Origin of the sequence: Micromonospora sp. WMMA1996, assembly GCF_002573675.1 — a bacterium.
GTDB lineage: Bacteria > Actinomycetota > Actinomycetes > Mycobacteriales > Micromonosporaceae > Micromonospora > Micromonospora sediminicola.
Map to the genome: position 1 here is coordinate 2721129 of NZ_PDHU01000001.1, position 21043 is coordinate 2742171.

24 protein-coding genes are annotated in these 21043 nt (G+C 73.5%); 12 read left to right on the forward strand and 12 right to left on the reverse strand.

Annotated elements, in window-relative coordinates:
* The 3 genes from COO58_RS12320 to COO58_RS12330 form a co-directional block, all read right to left on the reverse strand.
* A complete protein-coding gene (locus tag COO58_RS12320) occupies positions 1–639 on the reverse strand; it encodes an HAD family phosphatase (protein ID WP_098746285.1) in 639 nt (212 codons plus the stop codon).
* A gap of 113 nt (positions 640–752) precedes the next feature.
* Entirely contained in the window at positions 753–1499 is a 747-nt protein-coding gene (locus COO58_RS12325; protein ID WP_098745034.1) for a neutral zinc metallopeptidase, read from the reverse strand.
* Between the two features lie 97 nt (positions 1500–1596).
* Positions 1597–2097 carry a hypothetical protein gene (locus COO58_RS12330; RefSeq protein ID WP_141561882.1) on the reverse strand — a complete coding sequence of 167 codons (501 nt, stop codon included), beginning with the start codon at positions 2095–2097 and terminating at the stop codon, positions 1597–1599.
* Positions 2098–2246: 149 nt separating this feature from the next.
* On the opposite strand from COO58_RS12330, the gene COO58_RS12335 reads away from it, so the two are divergent.
* Positions 2247–3062 (forward strand): class I SAM-dependent methyltransferase, encoded by an 816-nt coding sequence (locus COO58_RS12335; protein WP_098745037.1) that lies wholly within the window; start codon positions 2247–2249, stop codon positions 3060–3062.
* Positions 3063–3074: 12 nt separating this feature from the next.
* On the opposite strand, the gene COO58_RS12340 is transcribed toward COO58_RS12335, so the two are convergent.
* The gene (locus COO58_RS12340) at positions 3075–3254 is read right to left on the reverse strand and encodes a hypothetical protein (protein WP_091575208.1); all 180 of its coding nucleotides are present in this window, start codon (positions 3252–3254) and stop codon (positions 3075–3077) included.
* A 273-nt stretch (positions 3255–3527) separates the two neighbouring features.
* Here COO58_RS12340 and COO58_RS12345 point away from each other — a divergent pair, with 273 nt between their 5' ends.
* The 5 genes from COO58_RS12345 (at position 3528) to COO58_RS12365 (ending at position 6417) form a co-directional block, all read left to right on the forward strand.
* On the forward strand, positions 3528–4187 hold the full coding sequence (locus COO58_RS12345) for an HNH endonuclease family protein (protein ID WP_091575211.1): 660 nt from the start codon (positions 3528–3530) through the stop codon (positions 4185–4187).
* A 178-nt stretch (positions 4188–4365) separates the two neighbouring features.
* Positions 4366–4710 (forward strand): hypothetical protein, encoded by a 345-nt coding sequence (locus COO58_RS12350; RefSeq protein WP_091575213.1) that lies wholly within the window; start codon positions 4366–4368, stop codon positions 4708–4710.
* A complete protein-coding gene (locus COO58_RS12355; RefSeq protein ID WP_098745039.1) occupies positions 4707–5174 on the forward strand; it encodes a MerR family transcriptional regulator in 468 nt (155 codons plus the stop codon). The genes COO58_RS12350 and COO58_RS12355 overlap by 4 nt, the downstream gene beginning before the upstream one ends.
* Positions 5171–5506, forward strand: coding sequence for a YnfA family protein (locus COO58_RS12360; protein WP_098745041.1), 336 nt, complete (start codon positions 5171–5173; stop codon positions 5504–5506). Before COO58_RS12355 ends, COO58_RS12360 begins: the two co-directional genes overlap by 4 nt.
* Before the next feature lie 5 nt (positions 5507–5511).
* Positions 5512–6417, forward strand: coding sequence for a S9 family peptidase (locus tag COO58_RS12365; protein ID WP_091575221.1), 906 nt, complete (start codon positions 5512–5514; stop codon positions 6415–6417).
* Positions 6418–6431: 14 nt separating this feature from the next.
* Here the strand turns inward: COO58_RS12365 and COO58_RS12370 are convergent, their stop codons facing one another.
* Positions 6432–7118, reverse strand: coding sequence for a phosphatase PAP2 family protein (locus COO58_RS12370; RefSeq protein ID WP_245666443.1), 687 nt, complete (start codon positions 7116–7118; stop codon positions 6432–6434).
* 248 nt (positions 7119–7366) lie between these two features.
* On the opposite strand from COO58_RS12370, the gene COO58_RS12375 reads away from it, so the two are divergent.
* On the forward strand, positions 7367–7801 hold the full coding sequence (locus COO58_RS12375; RefSeq protein WP_091577689.1) for a hypothetical protein: 435 nt from the start codon (positions 7367–7369) through the stop codon (positions 7799–7801).
* Positions 7794–9185: a magnesium transporter MgtE N-terminal domain-containing protein gene (locus COO58_RS12380; protein WP_098745042.1), complete on the forward strand. Its 1392-nt coding sequence runs from the start codon at positions 7794–7796 to the stop codon at positions 9183–9185. The genes COO58_RS12375 and COO58_RS12380 overlap by 8 nt, the downstream gene beginning before the upstream one ends.
* A 72-nt stretch (positions 9186–9257) precedes the next feature.
* On the opposite strand, the gene COO58_RS12385 is transcribed toward COO58_RS12380, so the two are convergent.
* Positions 9258–9761: a hypothetical protein gene (locus COO58_RS12385; protein ID WP_141561883.1), complete on the reverse strand. Its 504-nt coding sequence runs from the start codon at positions 9759–9761 to the stop codon at positions 9258–9260.
* A gap of 95 nt (positions 9762–9856) precedes the next feature.
* Between COO58_RS12385 and COO58_RS12390 the strand changes: the two genes are divergently transcribed.
* Positions 9857–10222, forward strand: coding sequence for a hypothetical protein (locus COO58_RS12390; protein WP_141561884.1), 366 nt, complete (start codon positions 9857–9859; stop codon positions 10220–10222).
* Positions 10223–10291: 69 nt separating this feature from the next.
* Here COO58_RS12390 and COO58_RS12395 read toward each other — a convergent pair whose 3' ends face one another.
* Entirely contained in the window at positions 10292–10933 is a 642-nt protein-coding gene (locus COO58_RS12395; RefSeq protein WP_091575236.1) for a nucleoside monophosphate kinase, read from the reverse strand.
* Positions 10934–11095: 162 nt separating this feature from the next.
* Positions 11096–11509, reverse strand: a complete 414-nt coding sequence (locus tag COO58_RS12400) for a MarR family winged helix-turn-helix transcriptional regulator (protein WP_098745047.1) — start codon at positions 11507–11509, stop codon at positions 11096–11098.
* Positions 11510–11619: 110 nt separating this feature from the next.
* Between COO58_RS12400 and COO58_RS12405 the strand changes: the two genes are divergently transcribed.
* A complete protein-coding gene (locus tag COO58_RS12405; protein ID WP_098745048.1) occupies positions 11620–12534 on the forward strand; it encodes an alpha/beta hydrolase in 915 nt (304 codons plus the stop codon).
* A gap of 82 nt (positions 12535–12616) precedes the next feature.
* On the opposite strand, the gene metH is transcribed toward COO58_RS12405, so the two are convergent.
* Positions 12617–16120 (reverse strand): methionine synthase, encoded by a 3504-nt coding sequence (gene metH / locus COO58_RS12410; RefSeq protein WP_098745050.1) that lies wholly within the window; start codon positions 16118–16120, stop codon positions 12617–12619.
* A 252-nt stretch (positions 16121–16372) separates the two neighbouring features.
* Between metH and COO58_RS12415 the strand changes: the two genes are divergently transcribed.
* Positions 16373–17242, forward strand: a complete 870-nt coding sequence (locus tag COO58_RS12415; protein WP_091575251.1) for a PAC2 family protein — start codon at positions 16373–16375, stop codon at positions 17240–17242.
* 114 nt (positions 17243–17356) lie between these two features.
* The gene (locus COO58_RS12420) at positions 17357–18148 is read left to right on the forward strand and encodes a GntR family transcriptional regulator (RefSeq protein ID WP_098745051.1); all 792 of its coding nucleotides are present in this window, start codon (positions 17357–17359) and stop codon (positions 18146–18148) included.
* A 102-nt stretch (positions 18149–18250) separates the two neighbouring features.
* Here COO58_RS12420 and mshC read toward each other — a convergent pair whose 3' ends face one another.
* The 3 genes from mshC to COO58_RS12435 form a co-directional block, all read right to left on the reverse strand.
* The gene (gene mshC, locus COO58_RS12425; protein ID WP_098745053.1) at positions 18251–19489 is read right to left on the reverse strand and encodes a cysteine--1-D-myo-inosityl 2-amino-2-deoxy-alpha-D-glucopyranoside ligase; all 1239 of its coding nucleotides are present in this window, start codon (positions 19487–19489) and stop codon (positions 18251–18253) included.
* 66 nt (positions 19490–19555) lie between these two features.
* Positions 19556–20374 (reverse strand): SCO1664 family protein, encoded by an 819-nt coding sequence (locus COO58_RS12430; RefSeq protein WP_098745054.1) that lies wholly within the window; start codon positions 20372–20374, stop codon positions 19556–19558.
* Positions 20371–20952, reverse strand: a complete 582-nt coding sequence (locus tag COO58_RS12435; RefSeq protein ID WP_091575261.1) for a DUF3090 domain-containing protein — start codon at positions 20950–20952, stop codon at positions 20371–20373. The genes COO58_RS12430 and COO58_RS12435 overlap by 4 nt, the downstream gene beginning before the upstream one ends.
* Positions 20953–21043: the final 91 nt, after the last annotated feature.

Sequence of the window (21043 nt, forward strand, 5' to 3'; positions counted from 1 at the left end):
CTAACGGTTGAGCAGGGCCGTGAGCAGCTCCAGGTCCGCCGACGTCAGGCTCTCCACCTGGTGCACGCCGTCGGTCGCCGGCAGCGGCACCTCGGCCGGCACGGCGAGTACGGCGGCCCCGGCGGCGAGCGCGCTCGCCACGCCGGTCGGCGAGTCCTCGATCGCCACGCACCGCTCGATCGGCACGTCGAGCAGCCGCGCGGCGGTCAGGTAGGGCTCCGGGTGCGGCTTCGGGTCGCCCACCTCGTCGCCGCAGACCACCGCGTCGAAGCTGTCCCGGCCCAGCGTGTCCAGGGCGACCTCGACCAGGGGCCGCCCGCTGGAGGTGACCAGCGCGGTGGGGATCCCGGCGGTCCGGACGGCCCGCAGCAGCGCGAGCGCGCCGGGCCGCCACCGCAACCCGGTGCGGAACAGGTCGAGGATGCGCGCGCTGATCCAGTCGGCGCTGGCCTGCGGGTCCCGCTCCGGTTGGCCCAGGTCGTCGTGCACGATCCGCATGGCGTCGGCCATCCCGGTGCCGACGATCGCGCGGCGGGCCGCGTCGGACAACGTGCCGCCGTAGACGGCGGCCAGTTCCTGCAACGCGACGTCCCACAGCTTCTCGCTGTCGACCAGGGTGCCGTCCATGTCGAAGAGCACGGCGGCGGGGCGTGGGCTGTTCAGCGGGGCCTCCTTCGGTACGCGTACCCGCCGATCCTGCCAGCCCGCCCGGCCCCGGCCGGCACCGTCCCCGATCGGGGTGACCTGCGGCATCAACCGAGGTCGCACGCCTTCAGCGAATTCTCGTAGCCGCTGAAGAACTTCTCGCTGCGCTGCTCGGCGGTGCCGTGCGCGCCCTCGGCGAACCAGGGCTGGTCGGGGTCGTCGCCGACGGCGAGCAGCCCTTCCCGGAACTCGTCCAGGTCACCGTCGGCCAGGGTCAGCGCCCCGGAGCGCACGCTGTCGCCGAGGTACGCCCCGGCCATGCAGTCGGCCTGCAGCTCCTGCTGGATGGTGAAGTCGTAGCGGATGCCGAGGCGGACCTGCACCCCGTGGGCGTACTCGTGGCCGAGCAGGTAGAACAGGAACGCGTCGCCGATCTCCCGGAACGCCGAGACGGACCAGTTCACGTCGTAGGCGATGAAGTCGCCGGCCGAGCAGTAGACCGCGTTGTTGCGGGGCAGTCCCTGCCCGCCGCAGGACACCTCGCCGGCCCGGCTGTACGGCACCACCCGCCGGATCGGCCGGAACCGTTCCCCGGAGGCGCGGAACTGCGCCGTCCAGTACTTCTCGGCCAGCGCGACGGCGTCCTCGAAGTCCTGCTTGAACTCGGCGACGCTGGTGGTGCCGTCGGCCCGGGTGGTCCGCGCTTCCGGCTCCGACCGGCCGCTCTCGCGCGGGGCGGGCTGCTGCGGCTCACCCTGCTCGAGCCCGCCGCCCATGCAGCCGGCGGCCACCACCACGGCCACCACCAGCCCGGCGAGCGGCCCGAGCCGCCGCCGTCGTGCCCTGTCCCCCACGGCTACCTCCCGGCTGTCGAACCCGTGTCCCGCAGCAGTACCCCCGGCCGGCGCCGGTGATGCCCACCGGCTCTCACGTACCGGAGCCGGGAAACGTTCACGTGTCGACGGCGGTGAACAGCAGCAGCGACCGCTCGGGGGCGAACCACGCCTCGGCGGCGCCGGCGGCGTCGTGGTCGGCGCTGCGCCGCCAGCGCACGCCGTCCGGCACGTGTCCGGTCAGGCCGGGCCAGACCTCGGGCGCCGCGCCGGTCACCGGCGTCCAGGCGTACGTCGCGGCCAGGGCGCGCGCGTCGGCCGGCGCGAGCCGCACCACGCCCTGGTAGCGCAGGTCGGTGGGGCCGGGGGCCCGGGAGCAGGCGAAGCTCGGGTAGTCGACCTGCCAGTGGATCTCCGGGTACGCCCCGACGCCGGGCACCTCCCGGTCGGTCCAGCGCCGGTCGGTGCGGACCGTCGACTCCTCGGCGGCGACCCGGGCCACGCAGTCCCGCTCCTCGGCGTGGTCGGTCCGGGTCAGCCAGAGCGCTCCCGCGCCGCCGGTCAGCAGGACGACGCCGAGCACGGTGGACGCGGCCAACAGCCAGGAACGTCGGGTCACCCGGGCAGGGTAGCCACCGCCGGCCACCGTGGACCGCCCCCGGTACAGTCGCCGCCGTGCATCCGCGGGTGGCCCACGCCGGCGTGCGGCTGCGCTGGCCGGGTCCGGCAGGGCACCGCGCCACGGCCGCGGGTCGTAGGCTCCGGCACATGATCGAGTTCGACTACGACGCCCACGAGCGCACCCGCTGGGCCGGGCGGGCGCGGGCCTACCGGCGCAGCTTCGGCGGGCTCTGCGCGTACCCGACGGCGGCGCTGCTGGACGCGGCGCGGGTGCGGGCCGGGCGGCGCGTGCTCGACGTCGGCACCGGGCCCGGCACCGTCGCGGCGGCCGCGCTCGGCCGTGGGGCCGCCGTGGTGGCGGTCGACGCGGAGGCCAGCATGCTGGCGGAGGCCCGGGCGACCGCGGCTGGCGCCGGCCTGGTCGGCGCCGCGCTGCCGCGGTTGCCCCTCCCCGACGACCGGTTCGACGCGGCGGTGGCCAACTTCGTGCTCAACCACGTCGGCGACCCGGCCGCCGCGCTGGTGGAGCTGCGCCGGGTGGTACGCCCCGGCGGGCGGGTGGCGGTGACGCTCTGGCCGTCGCCGCATCCGCCGCTGCAACGCCTGTGGGGCGAGGCGATCAGCGCCGCCGGGGTGATTCCGCCGGCGGACCTGCCTCGACTGGCGCCCGGGCGGGACTTCCCGCGCACCGAGGCCGGCGTGACCGGCCTGCTGAGCGCCGCCGGGCTGACCGACGTCGCGTGCACGACCCTGACCTGGACCCATCGCACGGATCCGGAGGACTGGTGGGCCGGGCCGGCGGCCGGCATCAGCGCGGTCGGCCTCGTCGTGCAACGGCAGGAGCCGGCGGCGCGGGAGCGCATCCGCCGGGAGTACGACCGGCTCACCGCCGGGTTCCGGGACGCGGACGGGCGGTTGGCGCTGCCGACGGCCGCGCTGCTCGGTTCGGCCTCGGTCGCCTGATCGCCGGCGCGGTCAGTCCAGGCCGCGCATGATGTGCGGCTCGCCGTCGTCGTCGCCGAAGCAGCGGTGCAGCACCTGGGCGCGGGCCCACAGGTCGAGGCTGCTGGGCGGCCCGACCGGCGGTGGCCCGGCCGGCGCGCTCAGCACGGGGGCCGGGTCCGGCGGAACCTTCGACGTCACCTCGTCGGTCATCTCCGCCCCTTTCGTCGTACCCATGCTCGCCCTCGGGCGTCTCCGCCGCATCAACCGGACGGCGCGGGCGTGGACGCGGCGCTCCTGACCGGGCGCCGGCCCGTACTCCGGTGACGGTAGCCCGCCGGGCCGGCCGGCACAGCCGTATTCCCGACGTCCGAGCAGGTGGCGGCCGATCGTCATCCGAAGTTCACGGAAGTTGATCTGGCTCATTACTTCAACGTCTGTCTATATGGGTGCAGGTATTCGCCACCCCCGTCGGACGGAGTTCCCATGTCCCGCACCCTGCGCGCCTCGGCCATCAGCCTGGCCGCCATCGTGGCCGCCACCCTCGGCCTCACCGCCCCCGCCCCGGCCGCCGGCTACTCGGCCCCGCTCACCACCGCCGTCGCCGGCCTCACCGTCGCCACCGAGGTCCGCACCGGATACAGCCGCGACCTGTTCCCGCACTGGATCGACGCCGACGGCGACGGCTGCCACACCCGCAACGAGGTGCTCTACGCCGAGGCCACCACCAAACCGACGGTCAGCGGCACCTGCACGCTCTCCGGCGGACGTTGGTACTCCTACTACGACGCCGCGACCTGGACGGCCACCGGCGACCTGGACATCGACCACATGGTGCCGTTGGCCGAGGCGTGGGACTCCGGCGCGCGGAACTGGACCACCAGCCGCCGCCAGGCGTACGCGAACGACCTGGGTGACGCCCGCGCGCTGGCGGCGGTCACCGACAACGTCAACCAGGCCAAGGGCGACCAGGACCCGGCGACGTGGCTGCCGCCGTACGCCTCGGCCCGGTGCCGTTACGTCGGCGAGTGGGTGGCGGTGAAGATCCGGTGGCGGCTCACCGTGGACAGCGCGGAGAAGAGCGCGCTGACCAGTTGGGCGAACAACTGCCCGGCGGCGACGATCTCCGTCACCTACGCGTACTGACCCGCCGGGCCCGCCCCCGGGCCGTCCGGTCCGGGGGCGGGCACCCGGCATGACGCGGCGACAGCCCCGCGGAGCACGAGGAACCGACCACCGCGCGGCTGTCGCTGCGCCGCCCCACCGCCGTGACCTCGCCCCGCGACTTGCATCCGGTACCCGGGTACGGGCTTACCGTCGAGGAGTGAGCGACGAAGACGGATCCTCCTGGGTGCCCGACGCCTGCACCCTGCCGACCACCGAACGGCCGCTGCGGCTGGCCGAGTTCGACACGCTGTTCCGCGACGCCGTCCGCGCCGTCGACCGGCCGTCGGCCCGGCACCTGCGGCTGCTCCTCGACGGGGCCGACCAGGTCGAACGCACGGCTCGCGACCTCGCCGCGCGCGAATCGGCGTGCTGCTCGTTCTTCACCTTCGACCTCACCCGGCCGGACGGCGGGTCGCTGACCCTCGACATCCGGGTGCCGGCGGCCCACACCGACGTCCTCGACGCCCTCGCCGCCCGGGCCGCGTCCCGCCACGACCGATGACCACCGAGCCCGAGCTGCGCAGCGGCCAGCTCGCCGCCGCGGTGGGGGTCAACGTGCAGACGTTGCGCTACTACGAGCGGCGCGGGCTGCTCGCCGCACCCCGCCGTTCGCCGGGCGGACACCGCCTCTACCCCGCCGAGGCCGTCACCCTGCTGCGGGTGGTCAAGGCCGCGCAACGCCTCGGCTTCACCCTCGCCGAGGTCACCGACCTGATCCCGGCGGCCCGGCGCACGCCCCACGCCGACAGCGGCCTCCGGGCCCGCGCCCGGGACAAGCTCGCCGAGGTGGAGCAGCGGCTCGCCGACCTCACGGTCGCGCGCGACACGCTCCGCGCCGCCGTCGCGGCCGGCTGCGACGACCTGGTCGCCTGCGCCGCCAGTCCCCGCTGCCCCCTGCCCTTCGACCAGCTCGCCGAGCCCGCTGACCTGCGCCGCGCGACCGTCACGCTACGGTCGGACGCATGACGGTCGCGCGTTCCATCCTGCTGTTCCTGATCGCCGCGCTGGCCGAGATCGGCGGCGCCTGGCTGGTCTGGCAGGGCTGGCGGGAGAACCGGGGGCTGCTCTGGATCGCCGCCGGGGTGATCGCGCTCGGCCTCTACGGATTCGTGGCCACCTTCCAACCCGACCCGAACTTCGGCCGGATCCTCGCCGCCTACGGCGGCATCTTCGTCGCCGGCTCGCTGGCCTGGGGCATGGTGGTCGACAGGTTCCGCCCCGACCGTTACGACCTGGTCGGCGCGGCCATCTGCCTGGTCGGCGTCGCCGTCATCATGTACGCGCCGCGAGCGAGCTGACCGCGATGCTGTTCCTGCCCGAGGTGGCGGAACTGACGTTCCGCCACGGCGACGACACCCTGGTCGGCGACCTGGTCCGGCCGCCCTGGCCCGGGCCGTACCCGGCGGTCGTGTTCGTCGAGGGCTCCGGGCCCGGCGGGCGCGACCAGCGCGACTGGCAGACCGGGCTGGCCGCCGCCGGCTTCGCGAGCCTCGCCTACGACAAGCCCGGCTCCGGGGCCTCCACCGGGGACTGGACCCGGCAGACCCTGACCGACCGGGCCGGCGAGACGCTGGCCGCGGTGGGCGCGCTGCGGACGCGGGCGGAGGTGCTTCCGCACGCCGTCGCGCTGGTCGGCGGCAGCCAGGGCGGCTGGGTCGCGCCGCTCGCCGCGTCCCTCTCCCCCGCCGCCGTCGCCGCCGTGGTGATCGTGTCCGGCCCGGCGGTGGGGCTGGTGCCGCAGGAGGAATACCGACTCCGGCGCCAACTGCCCGCGGCGGGCTTCTCCGACGACGACGTGCGACAGGCGACGGTGCTGCTGCGCGAGCAGGTGCACCGGGTCCGCGCCGGCGACGACCCGGCCGACGTCCACACCGCGCAGGCGAGCTGGCACGACGCACCCTGGTACCCGCTGCTCGCCGGCACCTCGCCCGCGACGATCGGCTTCCTCGCGGGCATCGCCGACCACGACCCGGAGCCGGCGCTGGCCGCCCTGCGCTGCCCGTTGCTGGCGATCTACGGCGCGGACGACGTGCAGGTGCCGGTCGAGGCGAGCGTACGGGCCCTGGAGCGCATCCTCGGCGGGACCGGTCACGCCGACCACACGGTCATGGTCTTCCCCGACGCCGACCACGGCATCCGGGTACGGGGCACGCGGGCGCCCGGCTTCGACGAACTGGTGGTGACCTGGCTGCACCGTCGGCTGCGCTAGCCCGGCGTCCGCCGTCACCGCGCCGGCCGCTCCGGAGCGCATCGGTCACGGGTGGACCCGACCGGTCGACGCACGGCGGGCGTCAGCAGCACCACGACCGCCGCGGTGACCGCCGTGCCCAGGAGCAGCCCGGCGACGACGTCGTGCGGGTAGTGCACTCCGGCGACCACGCGCGCCGCCGCGGCGAGCAGGCCGGCCGGCACCGCGAACCCGGCCAGCCGGGGCGCGGCCAGCACCAACCCGGTCGCGAGGGCGCCGGCGACGGTCGAGTGGTTGCTGGGGAACGACCAGTCCCCGGCCGGCGGACACGGCACCCAGCCCGGTACGTCGGCGATGGCCCGACAGGGCCGCTCCTGATCCACGACGAGCTTGAGCGCCTCGCTCGTGACGTACGCCAGGACGGCACCCGCGCCCGTGAGCGCGACGACGGCGGTCGCTCCGGTGCGCCGCCGCCGTCCGACCCAGCCGACCCACGCGAGCGCGGCGAGGAGGAGCAGCGGCGCGCCGAGCGCCGCGTGCTCACCGAGGCGGACGACCCCCGCCGGCACCCCGACGACGGCGCGGTACAGGTCGGCAGAGACGCCTTCGGTCACCACCTCCGGCCGGGGGTCGCCGAGGCCACCCGGAGCGAGCGCCGCCACGGCCCCGGCGCCGACGGTGAGGATCAGCACGGCCAGCATCAGCCTGCGAGAAGAGGTCATCGGGAGACGGTAGGGACGGTCAACGGTCCGGCGCACCGTCCGGACGGCAGGCCCGCACCCTCACTTTCGTCAGGGTCCGAGGTCCGGAACCGGCACTTCGCGCACCCCCTACGTCGGCTTCCCACCGTTGCGGGCGATGTGCCGTCGGGTGCCGGGCCGGAGTCCGTCGCGGGTCCGCTGCCCCACCGGTGCGGCGTGGGTCCTCTACGCTGGATCGACGACCGTCGTCGACAGTGGGGAGCCTCCGCGTGGATCCGCAGATGTGGGCCCTGGCCAACACCGCGGGCACGACCGTCGTCGCGCTGCTGGCCACCGATGCGTGGTCGACGGCGAAGTCGGCTGTCGACACCGTCTGGCGGCGCTTCCATCCGGAACGCGCCGAGGTCGTCGAGGCCGAACTGGTGGACACCCGCGCGGATCTCGTCGCCGCCTCCGAAGAGGACCGCTCCGCCCTGGAGGCAGAGCTGGCCCAGCAGTGGCAGCATCGACTCCGCCGTCTTCTGACGCACGACCCGGAGGCCGCCGTCGCACTGCGGCACCTCCTGGACGACGACCTCGTTCCCGCCCTGCGCGCGACCGGCCGGACGTGGCGGGGTGACGTGACCCAGCGGGCCACGGCCAGCGACCACAGCCGGATCTACCAGGTGGGGCAGGGCGACCTCCACGTGCGGGGCGATGGCTGACGAGACGGGCCCGACCGGCGCCGACCGGGTCGAGATGAACGCCGCCGCCCAGGACGGCGCACGGATCTACCAGGTGGCGCAGGGCACCATCTACGTCGACGCCGGGCAGGCGCGCTCGGCCGCGCAGCGGCTGGCGAGCATGCCGGTCCACCAGTCGGTCGACCAGCTCATGACGATGAGCCAGAATGACGCCTGCTGGGTCCTCACGGAGATGGACGAGGCGTCCGCCGCACGGCGTCTCGCCGCGCTGCCCCGCGACCGGTGCGCGGCACTGCTGGCCGGCATGGACGAGGGGCTGGCCGCCAAGCGGCTGGTGCTACTCCCCCAGGAGCTGGCGGTCCACGTCCTCGGCGCGATGCCGGCCGTACGGGCCGCCGACCTGCTGGTGGAGATCCCGCCGGACCGGGTCCCGGGGCTGCTCGACGGGATCCCGCCGGACCGGTCGGCCGCGCTGCTGGGCAAGACGTCCGACGACCGGCTCTCCGCGCTCCTGCACCTCGAATCCTGGACGACGGCGGACACCCTGCTGCGGCGTCTTCCCGCCGCGCGGGTGCTCGCCCTGTCGTGGCCGCCTCCGGCCGACACGGACCACCTGCCGCGGCGCAACCGCGAGTTGTGGGCCAGGCGCGTCGGAGCCGCGCACAGTCACGCCGCGCGCCGGATGGCCGCTGACCTGGCCGCCGTGCCGGACGACCGGGCACTCGCCGAGTTGTCCGCGCTTCCGGCCGGATCGGCCGTCCTCGTGGTCAACCGGCTCGACGAGACCCGGGCCACCGACCTGCTCTCCCGAGCCCCTCGGCCGTGGGTGGCCGGGCTGCTCGACCACGGCCTCTCGCAGGGGGCGAAGTTCCTGGTGCGGATGCCGCCGGAGCGGGCCGAGGCGGTGCTGGCGGCGATGTCGCCGCGACGGGCGGACCTCCTGCACGGGCCCCTGCGGATCGGCCGCCTGTCCCCGAGGGACGCCGCCGCCGAGCTGGCCACGGCCACTGTCGACGACGTCGTCCAGCTGGAGGCCCACCTCGGCAGCGCCTGGCTCTACGCCACGCTGTCCGCCATGGAACCGGCCCGGGTGGCCGCGATCCTCAGTGACAGGATGCTCTTCGACCACGTACCCGCCGACGTGCAGGTCTTCGTCGAGGCGATGCCGACGGCCCGCCAGGCGACGGTGCTGGCCTGGCTGCCACCGGCGCGGGCCGCCGCCGTGGTCGCCCGCCTCGGAGACGAGCAGGTACGGCGCCTGCTGACCGAGATGCCCGCACAGTGGGGGGCCGTGCTCGCGGCGGGGATGCCCGTCGAGCGCCGCCGGCACATCCTGGACGGCCTGCCGAGGCAGGTCCGGCAGCCGCTGACGGACGCCGCCCGGGCCCGGGGCACGGCGCTGTGAGCGGGACGCCGCTTCCCGAAACACCGACCGCAGCCTCTGAGAGAACGGCCGGCCGAGGGCGTCGTCGCGCGGCTACCACGGCCAGTGGCGGGCCAGGTCGGCCGGATCGTCGCCCGGCGACACCGCGACCGCGTGCGCCCCACCGTCGTCGAACACCAGCAGCGGGCCCGCCCGCGACGCCAGCGCCACCACCGCGGCCAGCGCCGCGGCGCCGGACGGCTTGCGGAACCCGACGTCACGCACGGCCCGGTCCGGCTCCACCAGTTCGTCATCGTCCGCGCCGTCGACGCCCAGACTGACCTCGCCCAGGTCCCTGCCGCCCGTCGAGGCACAGGTGGCAGGGTCCGGGCAGCCCGGAAGATCCCGGGCCGGATCGGGCCCGACGACCCGGATCCACGGCACGCCGTGACACCCGGCCTCCCGGAACGCGGACAGGACCTGCGCCACCGTCGGTAACTCGCGGTCGGGCGGAAGCTCCTCGGGCAGGCCGAAGGACGACCCGGCGTCGGCGGCCCACCCGAGTGCGCCGTCCGCCGCCGCGACGTGCAGCGGCATGACCAGCAACGTCCAACTCACCACACGTATGGTGCCATCCGGACGTGGACCCCGCCCCGAGCGCCGCACGGCATCAGCCCGTGGGCCGGCCCGGGGCCGTCTGGCATCCTTCTCCGATGGCCAGCGTGTCGATAGATCGCAGCGGGGACGATCCCGCCGTCGTGGTGGTGATGCTGCAGACGCCCACGTGGGAGTTCCACTTCTGGGCCCACCTCAGCGAACTCGCGCGCCTGCGGTCCATCCGCCAGGCCGACTGGTCCGCTCGACGCGCACTGCAGATCGGCGACGCCGCCGGCATACCGGTGCACTGGGCCATCAACGACGACACCGTCACCGCCCTGATCGGCCACGACGACGAGACCTGGCACATCGCCTTCTCCATGCCCGTCGAGACGATCGACCGTCTCGCCGCCAAGGCCGTGGAGCTCCTGCCGGAACCGGATCCGCCCACTCCGTACCCCGGCCAGCTCGAGATCTTCTAGCCGGACGCGGCGTCGACACCGATCGTCAGCAGAGGGCTGGCGCCGTCTCGGCTCGACCCACGCGTTCGGTCAACTCCGCGCGAGTCGACCGGCCAGTTCGGTGGTGATCTCCTCCGCCGGCCGGGCGGCGTCGACGCTGATCAGGGAACCCGCGAAGCGGTAGCGGGCCAGCACGGGAGCGCTGTGCAGGTGGTGAACGCCCAGTTGGCGGGCGACGGCCGGAGGGCGATCGTCCTCGCGATGGACCAACCCGCTACCGCAGCGGTCGCACACACCGTCGACCTGCGTCGGCGCCGACTCGACGTGCCAGACCCTGCCGCAGCCCCGGCACAGGCGGCGCCCCGTCAACCGCCGGGCCGCCTCGGCATCGGCCAGGACCAGCTCGACCACGTGGAACCCCGACGTCTCCAGCGCCCGCAACACCGCCAGCACCGGAGACTCCGTCCAGAAGACGAAGCCGTCGACCGCGTCAGGCTCGCCGAGCCGGCGCCGTACGATCGCGACGACCAGGTCGATCGGTGGCGCCTGCTCGGCGTTCATGAATCGACGCAGCTCGTCGCCCAGCGCCGATCCCGTACGCACCGCTGACTGCACCGCGTCCACCATGGAGATCGAGGGGACGCCGAGCCGGCCGGCGAGGCGGTACGCCACCTCGGCCGTCTCCGCGCCGGGTGGCCCGATCAGGGCCAGCCTCGCCACCGCCGTCGCCACATCCGGATCCTATTGTCCGGAGTCGACGACGCCCAGCGACGTGGGCTGGTGCTCTGACCGGGAAGGTTCACCGGGGCGGTCGTCCGGGCTGACGAATCTACTCGGTCACCGCACCGGCGAGCAGGGGCTCACCGGGCAGACGAACCGCTCGTGACCATGGACTCATGCGGGCGAGAGCATCTCCTTGAGGATGCGCTGCAACTCCGTGCGGTCCTGGGGGGTGATCCTCGCCAACCTGCGGTCGTACTCCGCTGCGAGGGCGGCAAGTGCTCGATCGCGTGCTTTCGTGCCCTCGTCGGTCAGTACGAGCCGGTGACGCCGCAGGTCCGCCTCGTCGATCTCGCGGCGGATGAAGCCCTTGGCGACGAGGTTGCGCACGTAGACCGTCACGCTCGCCTTGGGCAGCAGCAGTGCCGTGGCGATCTCGGCCGGGTACGGCGATGCCTCCACCTCGGCCAGGACGAAGAACTCCTTCGTCTCCAGCCCGAGCTCGGCCAACTCCTCCGTGCAGGCGTCCATCACGACTGCCAGCAGCCGCTGGTTCAGCGTCCACAGCTGCGCGCCGTCGACCGACATGCGGTCCCTCCATCCCCCTGTGGTACAGTTTCGTATTAGTTTCAGATCGTACAATAAGCAGTATTGTACTGGACTTCTATGGAACAACAATCTCACGAAGGAAGCCGAGCATGATTCAGCACCTCACGATCCCGCGCGGTCCCATCAACCTCGCCGCGGACCTCCACCTGCCCGACAGCGCCGACGGCAGCGCACCGCTGCGCGCCGTGGTGCTCTCCACCCCGGGCAGCAGCGTGAAGGAGCAGATCGGCGCCAACTACGCCTCCCGTCTCGCCGCCCGGGGCATCGCCGCGCTCGTCCTCGACCCCGCCCATCAGGGCCGGAGCGAGGGCGAGCCCCGCGACCTCGAAGACCCCTACCGCCGAGGTGAGGACATCTCCTACGCCATCGACATGCTCACCGCGGCCCCCGGCATCGACCCGCGGCGCATCGGCGTCCTCGGCATCTGCGCCGGTGGGGGCTACGCCGTGCACACCGCCCGCACTGATCACCGCATCAAGGCGGTCGGCACGGTCGTCCCCGTCGACATCGGCGCCGCGTTCCGCAGCTTCTCCCCGGACGGTCCGGCCGCAGCACTCGACGCCCTCGCGGACGCACGGACCGAAGAGGCCCGCTCCGGCGAGACGACCCGCGTGAACTGGCTGCCCGACACCCTTGCGGACGCCACGGCAGCGGGCCTGACCGACATCGACACCACTCAGGCCGTCACCTACTACCGCACCGCGCGCGGCGGTAACGAACACTCCACGAACCGGCGCCTCCTGCGCAGCGACTCCCTCCTGCTGGGCTATGACGCCTTCCACCTGGCCGATCAGCTCATGACCCAGCCACTGCAGGTCATCCTCGCCGGACGCCTCGGCAACACCGGCTCCTACGACACCGGCATGCAGCTGTGGAAACTGGCCCCCAACCCGGTCGACCTCATGGTGATCGACGGCGCCGGCCACTACGAGATGTACGACGAGCCCGCACACGTCGACGCCGCCGTCGAAAGGCTCACCAACTTCTACGTCAACAACCTGTGAGGCATCCAACCGGGCGACCCTGTGCGGTCACAGCACCAGAGCATCGAGGCAATGTTCCCGCAGATCAGGCGCGGTGACGGCGTCACTTGGCGTTGAAGTAGCTCGCCTCCGGGTGGTGCACGACGATCGCGTCGGTGGCCTGCTCCGGCACCAGCTGGAACTCCTCCGACAGCTGCACCCCGATCCGCTCCGCGCCCAACAGCTCCACGATCTTCGCCCGGTCCTCCAGGTCCGGGCAGGCCGGATAGCCGAACGCGTACCGGCAGCCCCGGTAGTCGGTGCGCAGCAGACCCGCCAGGTCGGCCGGGTCGTCGTCGGCGACCGTGCCGCCGCCGGGCAGCACCAGCTCGGCCCGGATCCGCCGGTGCCAGTACTCGGCGAGCGCCTCGGTGAGCTGCACCGACAGGCCGTGCACCTCCAGGTAGTCGCGGTACTCGTTGGCGGCGAACATCTTCGCCGTGTACTCGCTGATCGGCTGCCCGACCGTGACCAGCTGCAACGCCACCACGTCGAGCTGCTCGCCTCGCGGCCGGAAGAAGTCGGCCAGGCACAGCCGGCGTTCCTGCCGCTGCCGGGGGAACGAGAACCGGGCCCGCTCGCTGTGCCCGTTCTCGTCCAGCACCACCAGGTCGTTGCCCTCGGAGTACGCCGGGAAGTAGCCGTACACCACGGCCGCCTCCAGCACCTGGTCGGAGATGAGCCGGTCCAGCCAGTAGCGCAGCCGGGGCCGCCCCTCGGTCTCCACCAGCTCCTCGTACGACGGGCCCTTGCCGCCCCGGGCGCCGCGCAGCCCCCACTGGCCCAGGAACGTGGCCCGCTCGTCGAGCAGCGCCGCGTAGTCGGCCAGCGGCACACCCTTGACCACCCGGGTGCCGAAGAACGGCGGCGTGGGCACGCCCACCTCCACGGCCACGTCGGACCGCACGGAGGCGTCGTCCAGCTCGGGCAGCGCCTCGCGGACCATGGCCCGCTGCCGCTCGCGCCGTTCCCGGCGGGCCGCCAGCGCGGCCTCCCGCTCCGGGTCGACCATCGGCGCGCCGCCCCGCTTGGCCGCCATCACCCGGTCCATCAGGGACAGCCCCTCGAACGCGTCCCGCGCGTAGTGCACCTGGCCCGGGTAGACCGAACGCAGGTCGTCCTCGACGTACGCCCGGGTCAGCGCCGCCCCGCCGAGCAGCACCGGCCAGCGCTCGGCGACACCCCGCTCGGCCATCTCGGCCAGGTTCTCCTTCATGATGACCGTGCTCTTGACCAGCAGCCCGGACATGCCGATGGCGTCGGCGCGGTGTTCCTCGGCCGCGTCGAGGATCGCGGCGATCGGCTGCTTGATGCCGATGTTGACCACGTCGTAGCCGTTGTTGGACAGGATGATGTCGACCAGGTTCTTGCCGATGTCGTGCACGTCGCCCTTCACGGTGGCGAGCACGATCCGACCCTTGCCGTCGTCGTCGGTCTTCTCCATGTGCGGCTCCAGGTAGGCCACCGCGGTCTTCATCACCTCGGCGGACTGGAGCACGAACGGCAGCTGCATCTGCCCGGAGCCGAACAGCTCGCCGACCACCTTCATGCCGTCCAGCAGCAGGTCGTTGATGATGGACAGCGGCGTGCGGCCCTCGGCCATAGCGGTGTCCAGGTCGGCCTCCAGGCCGTTGCGCTCGCCGTCGACGATCCGCCGCCTGAGTCGCTCGTCCAGCGGCAGCGCGGCCAGCTCCTCGGCCCGGGTGGCCCGCGCCGACGAGGCGTCCACGCCCTCGAAGACCTCGATGAACCGCTGCACCGGGTCGTAGCCCTCACGGCGGCGGTCGTAGACCAGGTCCAGCGCCACCTCGCGCTGCTCGTCGGGGATCTTCGACATCGGCAGGATCTTGCTGGCGTGCACGATGGCGGAGCTGAGGCCGGCCTGGGCGCACTCGTGCAGGAACACCGAGTTGAGCACCTGGCGGGCCGCCGGGTTCAGACCGAACGACACGTTGGAGATGCCGGCGGTGAAGTTGACGCCCGGGTAGCGGGCGGCGATCTCCCGGATCGCCTCGATCGTCTCGATGCCGTCGCGGCGGGTCTCCTCCTGCCCGGTGGCGATCGGGAAGGTCAGCGCGTCGATGAGGATGTCCTCCCGGCGCAGCCCCCACCGGCCGGTCAGGTCGTCGATCAGGCGGGCGGCCACCCGTACCTTCCACTCCCGCGTGCGGGCCTGGCCCTCCTCGTCGATGAGCAGCGCCACGACGGCGGCGCCGTGCTCCCGGATCACCGGCATGACCCGCGCGTAGCGGGAGTCGGGGCCGTCGCCGTCCTCGAAGTTGACCGAGTTGACCACGCACCGGCCGCCGAGCATCTCCAGCCCGGCCTCGACGACCGCCGGCTCGGTGGAGTCCAGCATGATCGGCAGGGTGGACGCGGTGGCGAACCGACCGGCCAGCTCCCGCATGTCCTGCGTGCCGTCGCGCCCGACGTAGTCGACGCAGAGGTCGAGCAGGTGCGAGCCGTCCCGGGCCTGGCTGCGGGCGATCTCCACGCAGGCCTGCCAGTCGCCGGCGAGCATCGCCTCGCGGAACGCCTTCGAACCGTTGGCGTTGGTCCGCTCCCCCACCATCAGGATGCTGGCGTCCTGGGCGAACGGCACGTGGTGGTAGATCGAGGAGACGCCGGCCTCCGGCTGGGGCTCCCGGGCCGCCGGCCGGCGCCCGCCCAGGCGCTCCACCAGCATCCGGATGTGCTCCGGCGTGGTGCCGCAGCAGCCGCCGATCAGCCCGACGCCGTAGTCGTCGACGAACCGCTCCAGCGCGTCGGCCATCTCCTCCGGGCCGAGCGGGAAGTAGGCGCCGTCGGCCGTCAGCACCGGCAGGCCGGCGTTCGGCATCACCGACACCGGGATACGCGAGTGCTGCGCCAGGTAGCGCAGGTGCTCGCCCATCTCGGCCGGGCCGGTGGAGCAGTTGAGCCCGATCAGGTCGACCCCGAGCGGCTCGATCGCGGTCAGCGCCGCCCCGATCTCGCTGCCCAGCAGCATGGTGCCGGTGGTCTCGACCGCCACCTGGCAGATGATCGGCACGTCCCGGCCCGCCGCGTCCCGGGCCCGCTTCGACCCGACCACCGCGGCCTTGACCTGGAGCAGGTCCTGGCAGGTCTCGATGATCAGCGCGTCCGCCCCGCCGGCGATCAGGCCGGCGGCGTTCTCCTGGTACGCGTCGCGCAGCGAGGCGTAGCTCGCGTGCCCCAGGGTGGGCAGCTTGGTGCCCGGCCCCATCGAGCCGAGCACGAACCGCGGCTGCTCCGGCGTGGCGAAGGCGTCGGCGGCCTCCCGGGCGATCCGCGCCCCCGCCTCGGAGAGCTCGCGGATCCGCTCGGCGATGCCGTACTCGGCGAGGTTGGGCAGGTTGGCCCCGAACGTGTTGGTCTCCACGCAGTCCGCGCCGGCGGCCAGGTAGGCCTCGTGCACGCCGCGGACCACGTCCGGCCGGGTGACGTTGAGGATCTCGTTGCAGCCCTCGAGGCCGTCGAAGTCGTCCAGGGTGAGGTCGGCTGCCTGGAGCATCGTCCCCATCGCGCCGTCGGCGATCAGGATCCGGTCCGCCAGCAGGTCACGCAACGAAGTAGGCACAGGGCCAGGTTAGTGCGCGCGGGGACGGCCCGGTCACACCAACGGGGGCATCCCACATAGTGTCAGGCGGATCACCGCGTACCCTTCGTCCGGTTCGCCCGGGTGGTCCGGCCGGGCGACCGGCGCGGCCGACGGGCCGGCTCCCGCGGCGGCACGTAGGCTGACGGACGTGAAGGACATCAGGGACGCGACGGGTCGATCACGCGGCGCCGCTCCCGACGAGCAGGGTGAGGTGACGGCGTGACCGAGTTCGACGGGCTGCCGGTTCTGCGCTCCCCGGTCGCCATCGCGGCCTTCGAGGGCTGGAACGACGCCGCGGACGCCTCGACCGCCGCCGTGGAGCATCTGGAGCAGGTCTGGCAGGCCCGGCAGGTCACCGAGCTGGACCCGGAGGACTTCTACGACTTCCAGGTCAGCCGGCCGACCATCACCATGGCCGACGGGGAGACCCGTCGGGTCGAGTGGCCGACCACCCGCTTCATGGTGGCCAGCCCGGACGGCACCGAGCGCGACGTGGTGCTGATCCGGGGCATCGAGCCGAGCATGCGTTGGCGCACCTTCTGCGAGCAGGTGCTGGAGATCTGCCACAGCCTGGAGGTCGAGCGGGTGGTGCTGCTCGGCGCGTTGCTGGCCGACGTCCCCTACACCCGGCCGCTGCCGATCAGCGGCAGCGCGTCGGACGCCGACGCGGCCAAGCGCTACCAGCTCACCCCCACCCGGTACGACGGCCCGACGGGCATCGTCGGCGTGCTGCACGACGCCTGCACCCGGGCCGAGGTCGACGCCGTGTCGTTCTGGGTGCACGTGCCGCACTACGCCAACAACCCGCCCTGCCCGAAGGCGACGCTCGCGCTTCTGCACCGGGTCGAGGAGGTGCTCGACCTGCCGGTGCCGATGGCCGACCTGGCCGAGGAGGCCGCCGAGTGGGAGCAGCGGGTGCGCAGCGCCGCCGAGCAGGACGCCGAGCTCGGTGAGTACGTGCGGGAGCTGGAGGAACGGGTCGGCGACGCCGGCATCACCCCGTTGACCGGGGACGAGATCGCCCAGGAGTTCGAGAAGTACCTGCGCCGCCGCGGCGGTTCCGCCGGTCCGACCGCGGGCTCCTGGTAGCTCTTTTCGTCGAAGCCGGGCTCTCTTGTCGGGGCCCGGCTTCTTCGTGTCCGGGGTGGCGCGGTCACACCCTCTAGGGCATCCTAGGAACCTAGCTGTTCTGAGGAGGCGGGCATGCAGATCAACCCGGGCGCGGCCGAGTTCCCGCACCGGCAGATCGCCGCGCAGCTCAAGGCGCAGGTGCGCCGCGGCGACTGGGCGCCGGGCGAGCGGCTGCCGTCCATCCCGGCCATCGCCGAGATGTTCGGCGTCGCCAAGCAGACCGTGCAGCGCGCCGTCGACCAGCTGCGGGTCGAGGGCGTCCTGATCACCAAACCCGGCTCGGGTACGTACGTCCGGGGCACCCGGCGCCGCCTCAACCGCCTGGCCCGGGGCCGGTACGGCGGCTTCCGCGGCTACCACACCGACCTGGCCGCGCGGTACCGCCAGCAGCTGGTCTCGGTCGGCCGTTCCCCCGCCCCGGCGGAGGTGGCCGACGCGTTCGGCGTCGCCGACGGCACCGACCTGCTCTGCCGGCGGCACCTGGTCCGCACGGACGACTCCCCGGTCGAGGTCGGCGCGTCCTGGTTCCTGCCCGCCGACACCGCCGGCACCTCGCTGGAGCGCGCCGAGGCGTTCGGCCGGCCGCTCTACCAGGAGGCCGAGGAGGCGACCGGCCGCCGGTACGTCACCGCGACGGACACGATCAGCGCCCGGCAGCCCAGCCGGGAGGAGGCGGAGATCCTGCAGATCCGCCCGGACACGCCGGTGCTGCACCTGCTGCACGTCGCCTTCGACGAGCGGCACAAGCCGATCGAGGTCGCCCAGGCCACCTGGCCCGGCCCGATGACCACGCTCACCGAGGAGTACAGGATTCCCGCCCCGGCGCCCGAGCAGGACCCGGACCCCGGCCTCGTGCTGGGCTGATCCGCGACCGCGGCACCCCGACGACAGCCGGACCGGCGCGCGATCGGCAGGTGTTAAGCGGGGGCCCCTCCTCTACCGCAGGCGTTAAGAAGGGGCCCTTCCTTACAGCCGGATGCCGAGCAGGGCGTCGACGGTGTCGGCGAACAGCTTCGGGGCGTCCTTGTCGTCGGCCACGCCGGCGAGGGTCTGGGCGGCCCAGGCGTCGGCCACCGCCAGGGCGCCCGGCGTGTCCAGGTCGTCGGCGAGGCGCTCGCGCACCCCGGCCAGCAGCGCCGCGCCCGACGGTCCGGCGGGCGCGGCGGCGGCCCGTCGCCACCGGCCCAGCCGCTCCTGCGCCTCGACGAGCAACTCGTCGGTCCAGGAGCGGTCGCTGCGGTAGTGGCCGCTGATCAGCGCCAGGCGCACCGCCATCGGGTCGACCCGGTCGGCCCGCAGCCGCGACACGAAGACCAGGTTGCCCTTGGACTTCGACATCTTCTCGCCGTCCAGGCCGATCATGCCGGCGTGCACGTAGTGGTCGGCGAACGGCGCCTCGCCGGTCAGCCGCTCGGCGTGCGCCGCGGAGCACTCGTGGTGCGGGAAGAGCAGGTCGTTGCCGCCGCCCTGCACGTCGATCCGGTCGCCGAGCAGGTTGAGTGCGATCACCGCGCACTCGATGTGCCAGCCGGGGCGGCCGGGGCCCAGGTCGCCGCCGGGCCAGGACGGCTCGCCCTCGCGGGCGCCGCGCCACAGCAGCGGGTCGAGCGGGTCCCGCTTGCCGGGGCGGTCGGGGTCGCCGCCGCGCTCCGGGAAGATCTCCAGCATCTGCTCGCGGGACAGGTTCGACTCGTAGCCGAACTCCGGGGCGGCGGAGATGTCGAAGTAGACGTCGCCGGTGCCGTCGTCGAGCCGGTACGCCGCGCCGTCCTTGAGCAGCACGAGCACCTTCTCGGCGATGTCCGGGATGGACTCGACCGCGCCCACGTAGTGCGCCGGCGGGATGATCCGCAACGCCTCCATGTCCTCGCGGAACAACGCGGTCTCCCGCATGGCCAGGACCTTCCAGTCCTCGCCGTCGCGCTCGGCCCGCTCCAGCAGCGGATCGTCGATGTCGGTGACGTTCTGCACGTAGCTCACGGTCAGGCCGGCGTCGCGCCACATCCGCTGCACCAGGTCGAACGTGATCATCGTCGCGGCGTGCCCGAGATGGGTGGCGTCGTACGGGGTGATGCCGCAGACGTACATCGAGGCGGCGCTGTCGGGCCGGCTGACGTGGGGCCCCTGTCGCGCCGAGTCGTACAACCTCAGCGGTGCGCCCTCACCTGGCAGCCGTGGCACCTCGTGCCCTACCCAAGACTCCATAACGCCAGCCTAACGACCGCGCGGACGCTCAGGAGCCGGCCCACGGGTGATCAACGCGACAGCGGCTCACATCGGCGGCCAGGGCATCGCCGGCCACTCCTCCGGCGGCTGCGGGAAGCGGCCGGTGTCGCGCAACCGCCGCACCCGGGCGGCCAGCGCCGTCACCTCGCCGATGGTGAGGTGCTCGGACAACTCCTCGCCCAACGCGCCGCCGAGCTGACCGGTGAGGCCGTCGAGCATCTCGACCGCGTCCGGCGGCAGTTGGCGGCCGGCCCAGCCCCAGAGCACCGTGCGCAGCTTCTCCTCGGCGTGGAAGGTCACCCCGTGGTCGACGCCGTAGATCCGGTCGTCCGGCCCGACGAGCACGTGGCCGCCCTTGCGGTCGGCGTTGTTGATCACCGCGTCGAGGACGGCCAGCCGGGCCAGCCGGGGATCGTCGGCGTGCGCCAGCGCGTACGGCGTCCCGTCGTCGTCGCGGGCCGCGGCGATCGGGAACCAGCGCGGCGGCACCGACTCGGCCGGGACGAACCCGACCAGCGGCTCGGCGTCGGACGGCTCGTCGATCCAGAGCTGGCACGAGCCGGGCCCGAAGGGGCCGTCGCGCAGCACGGTCGGCGGCACCAGGTCCCATCCGGTGGCGTGGGAGACCAGGTAGGCGGCGACCTCCCGGCCGGCGAGCGTCCCGTCCGGGAAGTCCCAGAGCGGGCGCTCACCGCGTACCGGCTTGTAGACGCAGTGGGCGGTGAGCCCGCCGAGGGCGATGACACCGCGCAGCGTGGCGTTGGAGGCGTCGACCAGCCGCCCCTCCAGGGTCAGCTCACCGTCGGCGAGCAACCGCAGCGCCTCGGCGCCGTCCTGGCGGGGCTGCAGTTCCGACGAGGTCACCGGTGATAGCCGTTGTGCCGGGGGCAGAGGTGACCGGCCGGGTCGAGCGGTTGCCCGCAGAGCGGGCAGGGGGGCCGGCCGGCGTTGACCACCCGCTTGGCCCGTTCGATGAACTCGCGGGTCGCCTCGGGCGTCAGCCGTACCCGGAGCCGGTCGAGGTCGTCGTCCGGCTCCTCCGGCTCGTCCTCGACGTCGTCGTCCGCGTCGCCCAACTCGACCTCGACCTCGGCCTCACCGACGGCGATCGCCTCGATCACCACGGTGGCGGTGTCCACGTCGAAGGCCAACCCCAGCGTGCCGACCCGGAACTCCTCGTCGACCGGGGTGTCCAGCGGCTCGTTGTCGCCGCCCACCGGCGGGGCCGCCTCCGGCAGCTGCACGCCGAACCGGCGTTGCGCCTCGGAGAGCAGTTCCTCGAGCTTCTCGGCGAGCAGCGACACCTGGACCTTCTCCAGCGCGACGCTGACCAGCCGGCCGCCGCCCCGCGCCTGGAGGAAGAACGTACGCTCCCCCGGCGGGCCGACCGTTCCGGCGACGAACCGCTCCGGCGGCTCGAAGGCGTGCACCTGGTGCGTCATACCCACGACCCTATCCGGCGCGCGGAAGCACCGCGCAGCCCACCGACGCCGAATCCGCCCAGAGCGCAACGCCCCGGTCGCGCCCGGTCCC

Bases quoted from the DNA above. Each gene is read 5' to 3' on its own strand.
- COO58_RS12335 (WP_098745037.1), top strand. From the start codon at position 2,247: ATGATCGAGTTCGACTACGACGCCCACGAGCGCACCCGCTGGGCCGGG.
- COO58_RS12340 (WP_091575208.1), bottom strand. From the start codon at position 3,254: ATGACCGACGAGGTGACGTCGAAGGTTCCGCCGGACCCGGCCCCCGTG.
- COO58_RS12345 (WP_091575211.1), top strand. From the start codon at position 3,528: ATGTCCCGCACCCTGCGCGCCTCGGCCATCAGCCTGGCCGCCATCGTG.
- COO58_RS12355 (WP_098745039.1), top strand. From the start codon at position 4,707: ATGACCACCGAGCCCGAGCTGCGCAGCGGCCAGCTCGCCGCCGCGGTG.
- COO58_RS12360 (WP_098745041.1), top strand. From the start codon at position 5,171: ATGACGGTCGCGCGTTCCATCCTGCTGTTCCTGATCGCCGCGCTGGCC.
- COO58_RS12365 (WP_091575221.1), top strand. From the start codon at position 5,512: ATGCTGTTCCTGCCCGAGGTGGCGGAACTGACGTTCCGCCACGGCGAC.
- COO58_RS12370 (WP_245666443.1), bottom strand. From the start codon at position 7,118: ATGACCTCTTCTCGCAGGCTGATGCTGGCCGTGCTGATCCTCACCGTC.
- COO58_RS12380 (WP_098745042.1), top strand. From the start codon at position 7,794: ATGGCTGACGAGACGGGCCCGACCGGCGCCGACCGGGTCGAGATGAAC.
- COO58_RS12390 (WP_141561884.1), top strand. From the start codon at position 9,857: ATGGCCAGCGTGTCGATAGATCGCAGCGGGGACGATCCCGCCGTCGTG.
- COO58_RS12400 (WP_098745047.1), bottom strand. From the start codon at position 11,509: ATGTCGGTCGACGGCGCGCAGCTGTGGACGCTGAACCAGCGGCTGCTG.
- COO58_RS12405 (WP_098745048.1), top strand. From the start codon at position 11,620: ATGATTCAGCACCTCACGATCCCGCGCGGTCCCATCAACCTCGCCGCG.
- COO58_RS12420 (WP_098745051.1), top strand. From the start codon at position 17,357: ATGCAGATCAACCCGGGCGCGGCCGAGTTCCCGCACCGGCAGATCGCC.
- mshC (WP_098745053.1), bottom strand. From the start codon at position 19,489: ATGGAGTCTTGGGTAGGGCACGAGGTGCCACGGCTGCCAGGTGAGGGC.
- COO58_RS12435 (WP_091575261.1), bottom strand. From the start codon at position 20,952: ATGACGCACCAGGTGCACGCCTTCGAGCCGCCGGAGCGGTTCGTCGCC.